The sequence below is a fragment of the Gordonia mangrovi genome (assembly GCF_024734075.1).
GTDB lineage: Bacteria > Actinomycetota > Actinomycetes > Mycobacteriales > Mycobacteriaceae > Gordonia > Gordonia mangrovi.
This window is the reverse complement of the sequence record NZ_CP102850.1, coordinates 2,404,547-2,419,869: the sequence shown is the minus strand read 5'-3', so window position 1 is coordinate 2,419,869 and position 15,323 is coordinate 2,404,547. Positions and strand designations below refer to the sequence as shown.

Annotated in this window: 14 protein-coding genes; 5 read left to right on the top strand and 9 right to left on the bottom strand. The window is 67.5% G+C overall.

What is annotated here, in order from left to right; translation table 11 throughout:
* Positions 1-102: 102 nt before the first annotated feature.
* From NWF22_RS10995 to glf, 6 genes are all read right to left on the bottom strand, one after another.
* Positions 103-1,092 (bottom strand): alpha/beta hydrolase, encoded by a 990-nt coding sequence (locus NWF22_RS10995; RefSeq protein WP_160901743.1) that lies wholly within the window; start codon positions 1,090-1,092, stop codon positions 103-105.
* Positions 1,093-1,449: 357 nt separating this feature from the next.
* On the bottom strand, positions 1,450-3,522 hold the full coding sequence (locus NWF22_RS10990) for an arabinofuranosyltransferase AftB family protein (protein WP_160901742.1): 2,073 nt from the start codon (positions 3,520-3,522) through the stop codon (positions 1,450-1,452).
* Positions 3,509-4,420 carry a decaprenyl-phosphate phosphoribosyltransferase gene (locus NWF22_RS10985; RefSeq protein WP_160901741.1) on the bottom strand — a complete coding sequence of 304 codons (912 nt, stop codon included), beginning with the start codon at positions 4,418-4,420 and terminating at the stop codon, positions 3,509-3,511. The genes NWF22_RS10990 and NWF22_RS10985 overlap by 14 nt, the downstream gene beginning before the upstream one ends.
* 10 nt (positions 4,421-4,430) lie before the next feature.
* Positions 4,431-5,027: a phosphatase PAP2 family protein gene (locus NWF22_RS10980; RefSeq protein WP_160901740.1), complete on the bottom strand. Its 597-nt coding sequence runs from the start codon at positions 5,025-5,027 to the stop codon at positions 4,431-4,433.
* Positions 5,008-6,948 carry a glycosyltransferase gene (locus NWF22_RS10975; RefSeq protein ID WP_160901739.1) on the bottom strand — a complete coding sequence of 647 codons (1,941 nt, stop codon included), beginning with the start codon at positions 6,946-6,948 and terminating at the stop codon, positions 5,008-5,010. The genes NWF22_RS10980 and NWF22_RS10975 overlap by 20 nt, the downstream gene beginning before the upstream one ends.
* 30 nt (positions 6,949-6,978) lie before the next feature.
* The gene (gene glf, locus NWF22_RS10970; RefSeq protein ID WP_160901738.1) at positions 6,979-8,193 is read right to left on the bottom strand and encodes a UDP-galactopyranose mutase; all 1,215 of its coding nucleotides are present in this window, start codon (positions 8,191-8,193) and stop codon (positions 6,979-6,981) included.
* Positions 8,194-8,377: 184 nt separating this feature from the next.
* On the opposite strand from glf, the gene NWF22_RS10965 reads away from it, so the two are divergent.
* Genes NWF22_RS10965 through NWF22_RS10945 form a run of 5 tightly spaced genes read left to right on the top strand, consistent with a single transcriptional unit; the run spans position 8,378 to position 12,301 of the window.
* Positions 8,378-9,175: a glycosyltransferase family 2 protein gene (locus NWF22_RS10965; protein ID WP_160901737.1), complete on the top strand. Its 798-nt coding sequence runs from the start codon at positions 8,378-8,380 to the stop codon at positions 9,173-9,175.
* Positions 9,172-10,155 carry an acyl-CoA dehydrogenase family protein gene (locus tag NWF22_RS10960; RefSeq protein WP_160901736.1) on the top strand — a complete coding sequence of 328 codons (984 nt, stop codon included), beginning with the start codon at positions 9,172-9,174 and terminating at the stop codon, positions 10,153-10,155. Before NWF22_RS10965 ends, NWF22_RS10960 begins: the two co-directional genes overlap by 4 nt.
* A complete protein-coding gene (locus NWF22_RS10955; RefSeq protein ID WP_160901735.1) occupies positions 10,146-10,931 on the top strand; it encodes a PIG-L deacetylase family protein in 786 nt (261 codons plus the stop codon). Before NWF22_RS10960 ends, NWF22_RS10955 begins: the two co-directional genes overlap by 10 nt.
* Positions 10,928-11,566, top strand: a complete 639-nt coding sequence (locus tag NWF22_RS10950; RefSeq protein WP_160901734.1) for a class I SAM-dependent methyltransferase — start codon at positions 10,928-10,930, stop codon at positions 11,564-11,566. The genes NWF22_RS10955 and NWF22_RS10950 overlap by 4 nt, the downstream gene beginning before the upstream one ends.
* Positions 11,567-11,614: 48 nt before the next feature.
* Positions 11,615-12,301: a GAF and ANTAR domain-containing protein gene (locus NWF22_RS10945; RefSeq protein WP_373691994.1), complete on the top strand. Its 687-nt coding sequence runs from the start codon at positions 11,615-11,617 to the stop codon at positions 12,299-12,301.
* Between the two features lie 30 nt (positions 12,302-12,331).
* Here NWF22_RS10945 and NWF22_RS10940 read toward each other — a convergent pair whose 3' ends face one another.
* The 3 genes from NWF22_RS10940 to NWF22_RS10930 form a co-directional block, all read right to left on the bottom strand.
* Positions 12,332-13,858, bottom strand: coding sequence for a SpoIID/LytB domain-containing protein (locus NWF22_RS10940; RefSeq protein ID WP_258321386.1), 1,527 nt, complete (start codon positions 13,856-13,858; stop codon positions 12,332-12,334).
* A gap of 249 nt (positions 13,859-14,107) precedes the next feature.
* Entirely contained in the window at positions 14,108-14,662 is a 555-nt protein-coding gene (locus NWF22_RS10935) for an RNA polymerase sigma factor (protein ID WP_160901733.1), read from the bottom strand.
* A gap of 50 nt (positions 14,663-14,712) precedes the next feature.
* Positions 14,713-15,114: a hypothetical protein gene (locus NWF22_RS10930; protein ID WP_160901732.1), complete on the bottom strand. Its 402-nt coding sequence runs from the start codon at positions 15,112-15,114 to the stop codon at positions 14,713-14,715.
* Positions 15,115-15,323 lie beyond the last annotated feature (209 nt).

Here is a 15,323-nt window from a genome sequence, read left to right as displayed (position 1 = left end):
ACGTGTTTCTTACACGTAGGGCGTTCTGTTTTGCGTGCGCCACGCTGTTACGCGTGGGATTTCTGTGACTGATGTTGTCCGGCGACTCAGTCGCCGGTCACCTCAGCGGAAGAACCCGCGGTTCTTGGCGTTCCAGAGCATGTCCTGCCAGTAACCCCAGGCATGGGTGCCGTTGGAGTAGTACGTCATCAGCGGCAGACCCTGCACGAGGGCGGCGGCTTCGAATGCCTTCGCCTGGGTGAATGCCAAGACCTCCAGGGTCGAGCCCTTGAACAGATCGTCGAACACGTTCGGCAGCGAGTTGTACTGACCGAACAGTCCGTTGCCGGAGCCGATGAACACCTTCATGCCGTGCATGCGGTTGATGTTCATGAACGGGTCGTTGGCGAACCAGCGCGGGCTCCAGGGCGGACCCCACATGGCGTCGATGTTCCACGGCTTCGGGTCGACGTCGAACATCGCCAGACGCAGCGCGGTGCGCATACCGGGCGCATTGAGGAAGTTGTATCCCGACAGCGAGGCGGCGCGGTCGAAATTGTGGCGGTTCTGGGCCGCGATCACGAGCGCGGCGTTACCGCCCGACGACAGACCGGCGATCGCGTACTTGCGGCTGGCGCCGACGCGGAAACCGCGCCGGTCGAGTTCGCGGACCAGCGTATTGGTGATGACGCAGTCCCACATGTAGCGGTACGGCTGGTTGTTGAAGTTGCTGGGCGCATCCCAATTGGTATAGAAGCTGGCCGGTCCACCGATGGGCTCCACGACGTTGACGCCGGAGCGGACCATCTCCTGGACGTTGGTGTTGATCTCCCAGCCGCTGTAGTCGTACTGGGCGCGCATGCCGTCGAGCAGGATCGCGGTCTTGTAGTTACCCGGACGCTTCCAGGCACGCACCTTCACGTTGGGCATGCCGCATCCGTTGACCCAGAACTCCTGCTTGCCGATCTGGGTGCCACCGATCCGGGCGCTCGCGTCACCGGCACCGCCGATCACACCGGCCAGGCCGATCACGGTCGCCATCGCGATGAACGCCGCGACGGCTCGGTTTCGTGCCCAACCGGCTCTTGGCGGCCTGGCAGCAGCTTCACGCATCGACTGATATCTCCCTCTGTCATCCGGGCGGAACGGGACAACCTCCCCGATCCGCCGGATCCTCCTACGACACCCGGCCGCTGACATCCCCCGACGACGCTCTGGCGAATCGCCACCGCACGCGAGCACATCGCGCGCCGCACAGCCCGATTTCGGCCGTTGAGCACCGTTTCGGGAGCCTATTGCATCCCCCCAACGCTGACAAACGCTGTGATAGCTCTCACATTTGCTCGTCGGCAAGCCGTTATGCAGTCAGCGCACCGGTGTCCTGGTCACGTTGATCTATCGACCAAGTCGGGCCGAACGTTACCGATTCGAGATATCGATGAGCAAACCCGCGTCCCGCATGGATGGATGTCAGCGTGGATGAATCCGGGGCGGCATCTGCAGACCGCACCGCTGGATCTCGTATTCGGGTTCGCGTTCGATCCGATAGTCGGTGAACTCGAACGACTCCTTGAGGTTGCGTTTGAACCGTTCGAACGTCCACGTCGCCTCATACGAGTCGAAGCGGTCCTGGGTCTGCGGGCACTTCAGCGCCACCTGCGCCTGCGCCACCACGTCCTCGTCCAGATACCCGGGCAGGACCGGCTTGCGCGGGTACGCCCCGGCCTCGGCGACCACCCATTCCGACGGCAACACCTTGTCGTGCCCGATGCGTCCGTCCTCGAGGCGTTCGGTGTGCGCGGCGAGCGGATAGGCCAGACCCATCTGATCGATGACGCGGACGTCGAGCGGGGCGTTCATACTCGTCATCCCCAGGTTGAGGAAGTAGACGGTGAGCTTGCGGTCCTCGGGTGCGATGTTGCCGGGCAGCTTCGCGATGTACCACTCGTCATAGTTGAACGACGGCAGGATCACGCCGCCTTCGTCGTGATAACGCTCGATCCATTCGGCCATCGCACCCATGCGGGGATAGTCGAGGTAGTCCTCGGCGGTCACCGGGTTCTCGTTGCCCATGTTGGTGACGTAGAAGCGACGCTCGTCGACGATGCCGCTGCGACCGATGTCGGTGCCGGCATTGGGGAGTACGTTGTGGCTGCACACCGCGGCCCACGCGACGATGGTCACCCAGAAGGCACCCATGACCACCGATCCGGCGAGCTGCACCCGCGTGCGGCGCCGCGCGGCGGCGTCGGCAGTCGATGTGAACGCCGCTCGCAGGTGGGCCGGAATGGTCACCGGCACCACCATCAGCGGCAGCAACAACGTGAACAACGGGACCAGCAGCACACGGCCGTGCATGAAGTCGCCGCCCTGCCGGATCCAGTAGATACCGCCGATCAACCCGGCCAGCAGCACCGTGACGGTCACCGCCGTGGGACTCTGCAGAGCCGCCGACCACCCGGCCACCCGCTGCCGACAGGTCAGCCGGACAGGCTCGGACCGCTCGGGTTCGGACGGATCGGGTTCGCCCTTCTCACCGGCGAGGCGGCGTCCACCCACCAGGATGATGCCCGTCACGATCACCAGGATCACCGGCAGCAGCAGGGCGTAGGGCCCGAACAGGTTGGCCAGATAGAGCAGGCCCTGATGCCACTTGGCGCCGCTGGCGTCCTTGGCCACCGCGGGATTGGGCACCAGCAGCGCGTAGTACCCCATCCGGAAGACCTGATATCCCACCGGCAGCACCGCGGCGACCAGGATCATGCCGATCCGCATGGGCCATGAGGTGGGTGCGAGGATCACCAGCAGCAGGACCAGCGCGCCGAGGATGGTCAGCTCGGGCCGGATCAGCGGCGCCAGTCCGGCGGTGAATGCCAGCGTCAGCGTCGCGGCCCGCTGCCACCCCGACGGATCGATGGCCGGCCGTCGGCTCCAGGCGACCAGCTGACACCACAGGACCGCGACCCAGAAGATGCACAGCCCGTTCTCCAGGCCGCTGGTCGCGAAGTCCCGTGCGGGCGGCAACGCGACGTAGGCGATCACACCGAACGGCAGCAACAGCGTCCAACCGTCCCCGGTCAGGCCGCCGAGTCGGGTGCGGTGGAGCCGCGCGGTGCCGTACATCGCGATCGGGATCGCCGCGACCGACAGCACCAGCGCCACCCACAGGGCCACGTACTCGAGCTGACCGTCGGTGACCCAGGCCCAGAACCACAGCACGTAGGTCCAGGCGGTCGAGGTGTTGGCCTCGACCCGCTCGCCGGCGTTGAACACCGGGCCGTTGCCGGCGAAGAGGTTGCGCAGTGTCCGCAGCACGATCAGTCCGTCGTCGGCGATCCACCGGCGCTGCCACACACCGATGGTGAACAGGGTGGTGACCGTGACCGTGCCGATCAGGAAACTGATGACGGGCACCCACTGTCGGGCACCCCAGGTGCGCGGTCCACGGCCGGAATCGGCGACGGCGATCGGCTCGGTGCGGGCGTCGTCGGTGCCGGCCCCAGTGCTGTCGACTGTTGAAGACCCCAGGTCAGGAGACCGCATAGACCGCGACACCCACACACACCAACCAGGCGACGGCCAGCAACTGCAGGACGCGGTCACCGAGCGCGATCTCTTCGGGTTCTCCGGCCTGACCACCGTCGATGTCGACCGCGTAGCGCAGGATCGCGATCGTGAACGGCACCATCGACACGGAGTAGGCGACATTCGTGTCGGCGTTGTCGAACGCCCAGAGGCCGTAGAAGATCACCACCGCGGTCGCCGACAAGGTCCACACGAACCGCAGGTAGGTGGTGGTGTAGTACTGCAGCGCCTTGCGGATCTTGGCGCCGGTGCGTTCGGCCAGCTGCAGTTCCGCGTACCGCTTGCCGGCGGCCATGAACAGCGATCCGAACGCCATCACCAGCAGGAACCACTGCGACAGCTCGATCTCGGCGGCGACACCACCGGCGATGGCACGCAGCAGGAAGCCCGACGAGACGATGCAGATGTCGATGACCGGCTGGTTCTTCCAGCCGAAGCAGTAGCCGAGCTGGATGCCGAGGTAGATGGCGATGACGACCGCCGTCTCCCAGTTGGCGAGCAGCGAGATCCCCAGCGATGCCACCGCGAGCACGACCGCCAGACCGTAGGCCAGCGGCACCGGCACCACGCCCGCGGCGATCGGGCGGAACCGTTTGGTGGGATGGTTCCGGTCGGATTCGACGTCGCGGGCGTCGTTGACCAGATAGATGGACGACGCGACCAGGCAGAACGCGACGAAGGCGATCGCGACGGGCGCGAGCACATCGCTCTCGCCCACGCTGCCCGCCGCCAACGGCGCGGCGAGAACGAGGACGTTCTTCACCCATTGCCGGGGGCGGACCGCCTTGATCAGGCCGGTCGCCAGATTCTTCGGCGGTGCCAGCACCGGTTCATGCTCGATCGGCTCTTCGCTCATGTCCTCGGACTCATCTCGTAGCGACGTTGGTCGCGAACAGTCTGTCACCCGCCGTGACGGCCGCCGCGCTCGCCGCTCCGATGGCCGCTCCGGCGAGCACGTCGGTCGGGTAGTGCACGCCGAGGACCAGCCGCGACAACAGCATCGGCGGGACGAGTACCGCAGGCAGGGCCGCCGGCGGTAACCCGGCCGCCCGACCGATGAGAATGGCGGCGGCAGTGGTGGAGGTGGCGTGCGACGACGGGAAGCTGAGTTTACTGGGGGTGGACACCCCGACGCGGATGCGCTCATCGTGCGGACGCCTGCGCCGGACCACCCGTTTGATGACAACCGACGCGGCGTGCGCACCGAACGCACCGACGCCGGCCTCGGCCCACCGCCGCAGGGCCGGCTGATCGTCGCGTCGCCAGGCGGCGGCCGCACCGACACCGGCGATCGCCAGCCACCCCAGCGAGTGTTCGCCGAAGTGCGACAGGCCCCGCGCTGCCGACACCGCAGCGGAGCGATCGGCAGCCATGCGTTGGACCGCGAGGAGTGCAGCGACCTCACCGGTCGCCGGTGGCAGCACCACCGGCGCCGAGGGCGTCTCAGTCGATTCCGAAGACACGCGCCCAACTCTCCTGACTCGTCAGTTCTGCATGTTTGGCCCGGTAGTCCTCGCGCATCGCCGGGAAGCGGTCCTTGAGTTCGCGCACGAGTGCCGCCGACTCCTTGGCCAGCGCGATCATCTTGTCGCGGTCACGTTTGCGGTAGACCACCCCGCGGCCGTCGGCGGTGGTCACGGTGACGCCGTCGACGCGTCCCAGACTGAACCAGCGCGCCTCGATCGGCGGGAAGTTGGCCTGCGGCACCTCGTGATGGCGCGGGTCGGCCGGCTTGGCGTTGCGGACCAATGCGGCGGTCAGCGACTTCAGTTTGGCGACCTTGCCCTCGGGGATGTTGGTGCCCAGATGGGTGGCCTGACCGCTGGTGCGGGGCAGCTCGGTGGCCGACGGCAACACGACCGCGTCGGGGTACTGCTTGCGCATCGCGGCGATCTTCGGCAGCGCGGTCGGCAACAAGCTGCGGATGTGATCCGGCCCGGCCAGGAAGTCGCGGATGGCCTCGTTCTGGATCGCCACCGTCGAGTACTCCAGGCAGAGAAGGTGTTTTGCCGTCGCCTTGACCATCGACTTGACGATGCCGTCGATCGGGCCGTCCTTGGTCAGCGACGCAACCACCAGTCGGTTACGCAGGTGGAAATAGGCCTGCCAGTCGATGGCGTCGTCCTTGTCGCTCCACGCCATGTGCCAGATCGCGATCCCGGGCACCGTCGCGGTTGGGTAGCCGGCCTTGGCGGCACGCAGCGCGAACTCCCAGTCGTCCCACTTGATGAACAGCGGCATCGGCAGGCCGATCTCCTCGGCGCACTGCCGCGGGATCATGCACATCCACCACCCGTTGCCCTCGACGTCGATGCGTCGGTGCAGGTTCTTGGAGTTCTCCCGGTCGCGCAGCGGGTACTTCGCGAAGTTGTGGTCGTAGGAGACGAACGGCGCGGCGGTCCACATGAACTTCTCACGGTTGATGACCTCGCCCATGCAGTGCAGATGGCTGCGGTCCTGCAGGTTGAGCATCTGCCCACCGACGAGCATGGGAGACTTGGCGAATCGCGACATGGCCAGCGCCCGCAGGATCGAGTCGGGCTCGATCATGATGTCGTCATCCATGTAGAGGATGTAGGGAGAGTCGGTGCGACGCAACGCCTCGTACATGATCCGGGCGTACCCGCCGGAGCCGCCGAGGTTCGGCTGATCGAAGATGTGCAGCCGGTCGCCGAGTGCGGCGGACGCCTCGGTGTAGCCGGGTTCGTCGACCACCTTCTTGTTGCCCTGATCGGGCATCATGACGGCGTCGATCACCTCGTCCACCAACGGATCCGAGGTGAGCGCGGCCAGTGCGTTGACCGCATCGGTCGGCCGGTTGAAGGTCGGGATGCCGATGGTGACGCGTTTGGTCTCGTCGCCGGTCGATGCCTCGATCGGCGAATACCAACCGGCCGCCACGATCTCGGTGTCGGTGTCGGTGGTGATGTCGAACCAGATCCAGCCGCCGTCTTCGAACGGGCCGAGGTCGAGCTCGAATTCGGCCACACCGCGGCCGTTCTCGTCGGTGGCGATCAGGTCGCCGCCGATACCGATGCGCGAGCCGTCGATCTTCGAGCGGTACAGATCCACCCGGCAGGTGCCGACCACCTCGACGCGCAGCACGACCGACGTGAGCACGCTCCAGCGGCGCCAGTAGGCGGCGGCGAAGGCGTTGAAATAGGTCTCGAAGCTCACCTCGGACTCGGTAGCGAGCGACACCGACGTCCGACTCGGCGCGTGCGCGCGCCTTGCGTTGTTCGGCGATTCGACGAGGTACAGCGACCGCACATCGATCGGCTCGCCCGGCCGCGGGAAGATGACGCGCTGCAACAGCGCGGTCGCCTTCGACGGACCGGCACCTGCCTCGGGAATGTCGGTCTGGTTCACAGGGGTCACTGTCATGTATTCCGCCTCATCGGTTCACACACCCGGTCACTGCCCGTCGGACGTCGAGAGCGGAGCGCCCTCGGCGAGGTGCGGCGCCAGGGTGTTGTCGAACATGGTGAGCGCACTGGCGATCGCCATGTGCATGTCCAGGTACTGGTAGGTGCCCAGCCGCCCGCCGAACAGCACGTTGCGCTGTGCCGTCTCGGCTTTCGCGAGATCGCGGTAGGCCGAGACCTTCGCACGATCCTCCGGCGTGTTGATCGGATAGTACGGTTCGTCGTCGGCTTCGGCGAAGCGGCTGTACTCACGCATGATGACCGTCTTGTCGGCCGGGTACGAGTCACGTTCGGGGTGGAAATGCCGGAACTCGTGGATGCGCGTGTACGGGACGTCGGCGTCGTTGTAGTTCATCACCGGAGTGCCCTGGAAATCGCCGGTGTCGAGCACATCGGTCTCGAAATCGAGTGTGCGCCAGCCGAGTCGGCCGGCCGAATAGTCGAAGTAGCGGTCCAGCGGACCGGTGTAGACCACCGGCGCGTCCGGGGACTGCGCGCGCAGGTCGTCGCGGACGTCGAACCAGTCGGTGTCGAGCCGGACCTCGATGCGGTCGTCGGCGGCCATCTTCTCCAGCCACGCCGTGTAGCCGTCGACCGGCAGACCCTCGTAGGTGTCGTTGAAGTAGCGGTTGTCGAAGGTGTAGCGCACCGGTAGCCGGGCGATGTTGCCGGCGGGCAGTTCCTTCGGGTCGGTCTGCCACTGCTTGGCGGTGTAGTGCTTGACGAACGCCTCGTACAGGGGGCGACCGATGAGACTGATCGCCTTCTCCTCGAGGTTGCGTGCCTCGGCGGTGTCGATCTCGGCGGCCTGCTCGGCGATCAGTGCGCGCGCCTCGTCGGGTGAGTAGTAGCGGCCGAAGAACTGCGCGACCAGGCCCAGTCCCATCGGGAACTGGTAGGCCTGCCCCTGATACATCGCAAAGACGCGGTGCTGATAGCCGGTGAAATCGGTGAACTGGTTGACGTAATCCCACACCCGCTTGTTGGAGGTGTGGAACAGGTGTGCGCCGTACTTGTGGATCTCGATGCCGGTGGTCGGCTCGGCCTCGGAGTACGCGTTGCCACCGATGTGCGGCCGGCGGTCGATTACCAGCACCCGCTTGTCCAGCTGGGTCGCGGCCCGCTCGGCGATCGTCAGTCCGAAGAATCCGGAGCCGACGACGATCAGGTCGACGGGGCTGCGGTTCTCACCATTTCCTGCCACGGGTGTTCAGGGTAACGGACCAAACCTGAGGAATCGCCGTGCACACGGCCGCGCGGCCGCGTCGACCTGCACATCCGCTGTCCGTCGGTTCGCGGTGTGAGATTTCGCGGATCTGGGTACCCTCGCACAGATCGGCCTGCAGCCACTGGGCATCGACGTCGTCAGACGACCCCGGAGGGCGCCAATGACCGATTTTCACGTTCGCAGCGACCACTCGCCGATCGAACGTGCGGTGGTGGTGGTGCCCGCGCACAACGAGGAAGTCCTGCTGCCACGCTGCTTGGCCGCACTCGAGGTGGCCGCCGAGGCCGTCGGCGCCGACGTGGAGATCATCGTGGTGCTCGACGCCTGCACCGATGCTTCCTGGCAGGCGGTGCCCGCCCATGTCTCTTCCCTGACCTGCAGTGCACGGTCGGTGGGCGCCGCTCGTCGCGCCGGTTTCGGCTACGCCGCACATCCCGATCGGGCACGCGCGCACTCCGAGCAGACCACCTGGTACGCCACCACCGACGCCGACTCCGAGGTGCCGCCGGACTGGCTGCGGAGCCAGCTCGAGGCGGCAGCCGAGGGCGTCGACGCGTTTGTCGGGACGGTGGTGCCCGTCGGCTGGGACGACTGGCCGTCGTCGGTCGCGGGGTTGTTCGCCGACCGCTACCGCGCCGATGACAACCACCATCACGTGCACGGCGCCAACCTGGGCTTTCGCGCCGACGCGTATCGGCGTATCGGTGGTTTCGCCCCGCGGACCGGCGACGAGGATGTGGACATCGTGCGCCGCCTGATGGCCTCGGGTGCCCGGGTCCGACGCAGCGGCCGGTCCCCGGTGGCGACCTCGACGCGACGTGACGGACGCACGGATGCGGGTTTCGCCGGATATCTGCAGGGCCTCGAGATCCTCTGCCGCAGATCCACACATGACCGACGTCTGCATGACCGACACCCAGCCGACCGACACCCGCATGACTCGGAGGTGGCCCGATGATGTGTGACGCCCCCGCACTCGCACTGCGCGTCGTGACCGACGGTCACCTCGACGTCCCGCTCCCGGGCCGCGGTGACACCGCCGAGCGGCTGCGCGTCCTGGCCGGACTGTGCCATCGCGACATCTCCATGGGCCGGCTCGTCGAGGCCCACCTCGACGCGGACGCGATCCTCGCCGACATCATCGGCGAGCGCACCGGGGACGGCGAGTTCTGGGGGGTGTGGGCGGCCGAACCGCCGGAGCCAACGGTGACCGCCGAACGGCAGGCCGGCCGATGGGAACTCACCGGGGCCAAACCGTGGTGTTCGGGGGTCATCAGCTGCACCCATGCCCTGGTCACCGCACGCGACGCGGACCGGCGGCGCCTGTTCGCGGTCGATCTGCAGCAACCCGGGGTGCGCCCGGAGCGCGGTGGGTGGGCCGCGACGGGGATGCGGACCACCGAGACCGGCACCGCCCGCTTCGACCGGGCCGTCGCACGCCCCATCGGTGAGCCCGGGGCATATCTGGACCGGGCAGGCTTCTTCCACGGCGGGATCGGCGTGGCCGCCTGCTGGTTGGGCGGTGCTCGCAAGGTCGCCGACACGCTGTACGCCACCGCCGCTCGGGGTCGCGACGACGACATCACGCTGATGCATCTCGGTGCGGTCGACGCCCGCCTCGCCGAGGGGCAGGCGCTGCTCTCCCATGCCGCCGCTGCAATCGACTCCGCTCCCGAGGGCCTGGAGCGGGCGCGTCGGCTGGCCTCGCAGGTGCGGTGGAGTGTCGAGCAGATCGCCACCGATGTCATCGACCGGGTCAATCGCGCGCTGGGGCCCGCGCCGCTCGTGCATCACCGCGAGCATGCGCAGGCTGTCGCCGACCTCGGGGTCTACATCCGCCAGTCCCACGCCGACCGCGATCTGGTGACCCTCGGTCGCCTCGTCGTCGAGGAATCGACCGCCCGGCGCCCGACCGCACAGGAGGACCGATGCCGGTGACCGAACCACAGTCCACCGCCGACGGCCTGGCCGGCACTCCGGTCACCGCGGACGGCACTCGAGAGGATGCCTGGCAGACCTGGATCACGGCACACGGGCCGTGGCCGGAGTTGACCCTCGACGTCGAGCGCCTGGTGGTGCTCGGCGCACACCCCGACGACGAGGTACTCGGCGCCGGCGGCATCATGGCCGCGGCCGCACGGGCCGGCATCGAGGTCGTCGTCGTCTGTATGTCCGATGGCCGAGCCTCGCACCCGGGTTCGCCGACGCTGTCCGCCGATCAGCTCGCCGACCGGCGGCATGTGGAGCTCGACGCCGCCACCGAGATGCTGGGTGTCGCGCGTCCCCGGTGGTGCGGGTTGACCGACGGGGCGCTCGCCGCGGAGCGTCACACGGTTGCCGGGATCACCGAGTCGATCGTCGCCGAGGCACCCGATGTCCGGACCGGCCTGCTGTCGGTGTGGTCGGCCGACGGCCACCCCGACCACGACGCGGTGGGCGCCGTCGCGGGGGAGGTGGCCGCGCGCCTCGATCTGCCGGTGTGGTGGTATCCCATCTGGATGTGGCATTGGGCCCGGCCCGGCGATCCCACCATCCCGTGGCATCGCCTGCGCGCGCACCGCATCGATCCGACCATCCTGGCGGTCAAACATGCGGCGATCAACGCCTTCGACACCCAGGTCCGGCCGTTGTCGGATGATCCGGCCGACGCGGCGGTCCTGCCGCCCCATGTGCTCGCCCACCTGATCCGATCCCGAGAGTTCGTGTTCGCATGACGACGGGCGCCGGGGGCGCATCGCCGACGCGGTCGATGTCCGACACCTACTTCCACGACATGTACGCCGGCAGCGACGATCCCTGGGGATTCGCGGAGCGCTTCTACGAGCGCCGCAAATACGCGTTGACCCTGGCCTCGTTGAGCGCGGAACACTATCCCCACGTCTTCGAACCGGGCTGCTCGATCGGGGTGCTCAGTGATCAACTGGCCCGGCGCAGCGATCGGCTGCTGTGCACCGACCTGAGCCCGCGCGCGGTGGAGCTGGCGACCCGTCGGCTCGCCCATCACGGCGATCGGGTACGGGTGCAGATCGGTGACCTCCTGACCGATTGGCCGGACGAGGAGTTCGACCTCATCGTGCTCAGCGAGGTGCTCTATTACCTCGATCCCGACGCCCTCGACGGTCTGCTGGAGCGGCTGCCGGCATCGCTGAGTTCCGGCGGGGAGATGATCGCCGTGCACTGGCGGCACGAGGTCGCCGAGTATCCGCAGTCGGGTGACGACGTGCATGATCGGCTGCGGCACGGACCACTGCACCACGCCGGCGGTTACCGCGACGCCGACCTGCGCCTCGACGTGTTCACCGCCCGTGCCGGACCGTCGGTCGCGCAGCGCGAGAATCTCGTACCCTGATCTGGTCACGAGAGCACCCGTAGGGGGCGGGCAGGGATTCGCGGAGGAATGACCATGAACGAGACGCAGACGACCAGAATGGCCGAACTCATCCGGGAGATTCGGACCGAGGGCGACGACACCGCCGCAGTACTCGGACGCATCTCCGCCGCCGCCGTCGACTCCGTCCCCGGCACCGAGTTCGCCAGCGTCACCATGGTGACCGCCGGCCGGATCGAGACCCCGGTCGTCGTCGGCGACCTCGCCGGGAAGTCCGACGCCCTGCAGCGCGAGTTCAACGAGGGCCCGTGTGTGCGGTCGGCCGTCGACGACACCACGATCATCATCGACGACATGCGCCGCGAGAACCGCTGGCCACGGTACGCCGAGGCCGCCACCGAACTCGGCATCGGATCGATGGCCTGCTTCTGCCTCTACATCGACGGGCACGATTTCGGCGCACTGAACCTGTTGAGCACCACCACGCACGCGTTCGAGCCCGACGCGATCGCGGTCGGCCAGCTGTTCGCCGCGCACTGTGCCACCGCGTTCTCCGCGGTCCGCGAGAAGGACCAGTTGCTCACCGCGCTGAGTTCCCGCGACATCATCGGGCAGGCGAAGGGCATGATCATGGAGCGCTACCAGGTCGATGCCGACCAGGCGTTCCGGTTGCTCGCGCGGCTGTCCCAGGACAGCAACACAAAACTGATCGAGGTGGCCAAGAAGATCATCGAAGCCGGCCCGGACGCGAACTGACCCCCACGGCGGGCCCAGCGTCATGCGTCACTACTGCAGGCGATCGGCGTCCGGGAATCCCTGCACCGGCTGCCCACCACCGGACAGGTAGTCGGCGAGGCTCGTGCCGACCAATGCATGCGCACCGGTCTGCTCGCTGAACAGCATCATGCCGCGCTGGAACACCGCGATCACACCGTTCCCGTCCGGGGTCAGGTTCGGTACGCCGATCGCCTGACCGAGCGGGCCGGTGACCCCGCCGAGCTCGCCGTAGCGGCCGTTGATGGCCTCGGTACCCGTCGACAGGAGCTGTTCGGCGCCGGGCAGGAGTTGGTCGGTGAGTCTGAGCAGGTTGCCCAGGTCCAGTCCGCCACCGCCGGGCATGTCGGGACCGGTGGGTGGCTTCACGATCTTCGGTCGGATGGCCTGCCCCTTGACCGAGAAGAACGCCGACTTGAGTCCCAGTCGGGTGCGGGCCTCTTCGCCGCTGACCTCGACAGTTCCGCCGGAGCCGACGGCGCGGACCTTGATCGCGCGGCCGTCCTCGGCACCGAGGCCGTTGGCCTCCACGACCTCCAGCGCGCGCAGCGCGCCGACGCCGAACGCGGAGCCGACGGTGCCGGCGCCGATCGTCGCGGTCCAGTTGTGGTTCGGCGAGACGGTATCGCCGTCGTCGCGCACCGCAGGGAAACGGCCGCCCGCGGTGTAACCGCCAGTGGAGGCGGAGAATTCGGTGAAGGCGGGCTTGCCGCCCTGCAGCAGGATCTGCCCCGGGGTGGCGTCGGCGGCGCGGTTGGTGCGCGGATCCTCGCCCGCCACACCGCCATACACCTGCGAGTTCTGGGTGTCGTCGATCTTCTTGCCACCGGCGATCGCGGCCAGCGCATAGGTGCGCGCCGCGACAGCTTGTGCCTTGAGCGCTTCTGCCCCACCGGAATCCGCCCAGCCCGGCACGCTTTCCTTGGGGATCACACCCTTGACGTAGTCGTCGATGTGGATGCGGTTGGAGACACGTCCGCCGTCGTAGCCGAGGGCGCCGCGATAGGCCTGATTGGAGCCACAGAATTTCAGGAACTCGCCGGGCGGGCGACTCGGGCCCATGTTGATCGGCTCAACCCATTGCGCCGGAACCGACCGCACGACACCGCCACCGCACCCGCTGGTGATGGTGGCGGTACCCCCGGACAGGCTGACCGCCTGTCCGGGAGCCACCATTTGGCCACCGACTCGCATCCCGGCGTCCGCGTGCACATTCACCGAGTTCTTCCCGGTCAGAGCGACCGTGATCTCGGGCCTGTCCACCTTCCCCGCGGTGGTGCCGCCGTAATAGTGGCGCAAAATCTGTGTCGCCGACCAGCCCTTCTGGGCGTAGCCGTACGCACCCCATTGACCCATCCCGCGACCATGTCCGTGGCCGTGGCCGATCAGTGTCACCTCGGAACCGGCCGACAGCGCCACGTCTTCGGAGAGCACTCGCGGCGCGGTCAGCAGCCCGCCGACGAGCAGCGCAGGCACCAACCCGATCGCCGCGAGAGACAGCGAACGGGCACGCGCGTGCCGGGGACGTGCGGAAACCACTGTCGCGAGACCTTCCGTAGGAGCGCGGCCCCGAGGCTGGCAATGGGGCGAGTGTTACTGATGTGACTGCTGTGACGATAGTTAACAGTCGTGGGTCTCGACAACCTCAGCAGGTCACAACCCCATCACGAGTTCCAACGGCCATCGTTGCGTTCCGCTGCATCCAGAACCAGAGACCTCACCTCTGGCCGAAGACCCTCGGCGCGCGGAAGGTCTCTGGCGAGAGATGAGGTGCCTGGGTCGAGTTGCCTAACCGGCGTCCACCCGGTCGCGCATGATGTCGCGCAGCTGCGTGCGCGCGCGGTTGAGTCGCGATTTCACGGTCTGCACACCGACCCCCTGCTGCACGGCGATGTCGGCGTAAGTGAGGTCGCCGAACTCGCGCAGCACGATGGCCTCGCGAAACTCCTCGGGCAGTCGGGAAAGTGCCTCGCGCAACGAATCCCGCAGCGCGATGCGTTCGTCGAAACGTGGGCCCGCGTCGTCGTCGCTGAGTTGGACGGGCTCGTCGGGATCACTGAAATCGGTGATCTGGGTATTGGTCTTGCGCTTGCGCACCACCGTCAGCGCGTTGTTGGCGGCGATGCGGTGCAGCCAGGTGGAGAAGCGGGCCTCGCCCCGGAACTTGTGCAGATTCTGCCAGGCCGCGACAAGCGTGTTCTGCAGGGCGTCCTCGGCGTCATGCGGGTTACCGCAGATGTTGAGACAGACGGCCCACACGTGGTTGCGGTGGGCGCCGACGACCTCGGCGAAGGCACGCTGGTCACCGTCGCGTGCCCGCATCAGGAGCGCGGCCTCATCCATCAGTTTCCCCACCCATCAGTTCCGCCGGCTTATCGGTCCCGCACACCATCTCAGAGTTCGTAGTGACCGTCGTGCGGATCGACGGCGTCGGCCGGGTCCGGGCCGGCGTCGCCCGCCGACAGGTCCTCGTCGGTCTCCGCGGCATCCAGGTCCGATTCGTGGAGGTCCGCGTCGTCGAGCGCGATCTCGTCGGGGCCGGTCACGTCGGGTGCCGGTGCCACGTCATGGTCGTCGGGTGCATGATCGACCGCCGGGTCGACGACGAGTTGTTCGTCGTCTGCCTCCTCGGGCGACGGCGGGGTGTCGTCCATGTCGGGCACGGTGTCGGGGTCGGCCGTCGACGACGGGTCGAACGCGGCCCGCATCGCCGCGTCCCAGACAGCGTCTGGCGGCGGGGGCGCGCCGGCGGGGTCGATGCCGAGCGAAGCCAGGATCGACGGCTCCTCCTGCATGTGAATACCCTCCGTTCGGATGAATCCGTTGTCGCCACCACATGGCGGCCGGTCCCCTGTGTGATGCTACGGGCAGGCGGGATTGTTCCTGCGGGGGAACTGCGGAAGTCGACAAGAATTGATTCATCGACGCCGGGAACATCGCAGACCGCCGATCACGTCAGACCCACGACACGCTCGATCACAGACCACCGGAAGGGACCACCCGC

Coding starts and splice junctions, on each gene's coding strand:
- NWF22_RS10995 (WP_160901743.1), bottom strand. CDS start 1,092: ATGCGTGAAGCTGCTGCCAGGCCGCCAAGAGCCGGTTGGGCACGAAAC.
- NWF22_RS10990 (WP_160901742.1), bottom strand. CDS start 3,522: ATGCGGTCTCCTGACCTGGGGTCTTCAACAGTCGACAGCACTGGGGCC.
- NWF22_RS10985 (WP_160901741.1), bottom strand. CDS start 4,420: ATGAGCGAAGAGCCGATCGAGCATGAACCGGTGCTGGCACCGCCGAAG.
- NWF22_RS10975 (WP_160901739.1), bottom strand. CDS start 6,948: ATGACAGTGACCCCTGTGAACCAGACCGACATTCCCGAGGCAGGTGCC.
- NWF22_RS10965 (WP_160901737.1), top strand. CDS start 8,378: ATGACCGATTTTCACGTTCGCAGCGACCACTCGCCGATCGAACGTGCG.
- NWF22_RS10960 (WP_160901736.1), top strand. CDS start 9,172: ATGATGTGTGACGCCCCCGCACTCGCACTGCGCGTCGTGACCGACGGT.
- NWF22_RS10955 (WP_160901735.1), top strand. CDS start 10,146: ATGCCGGTGACCGAACCACAGTCCACCGCCGACGGCCTGGCCGGCACT.
- NWF22_RS10950 (WP_160901734.1), top strand. CDS start 10,928: ATGACGACGGGCGCCGGGGGCGCATCGCCGACGCGGTCGATGTCCGAC.
- NWF22_RS10945 (WP_373691994.1), top strand. CDS start 11,615: ATGACCATGAACGAGACGCAGACGACCAGAATGGCCGAACTCATCCGG.
- NWF22_RS10935 (WP_160901733.1), bottom strand. CDS start 14,662: ATGGATGAGGCCGCGCTCCTGATGCGGGCACGCGACGGTGACCAGCGT.
- NWF22_RS10930 (WP_160901732.1), bottom strand. CDS start 15,114: ATGCAGGAGGAGCCGTCGATCCTGGCTTCGCTCGGCATCGACCCCGCC.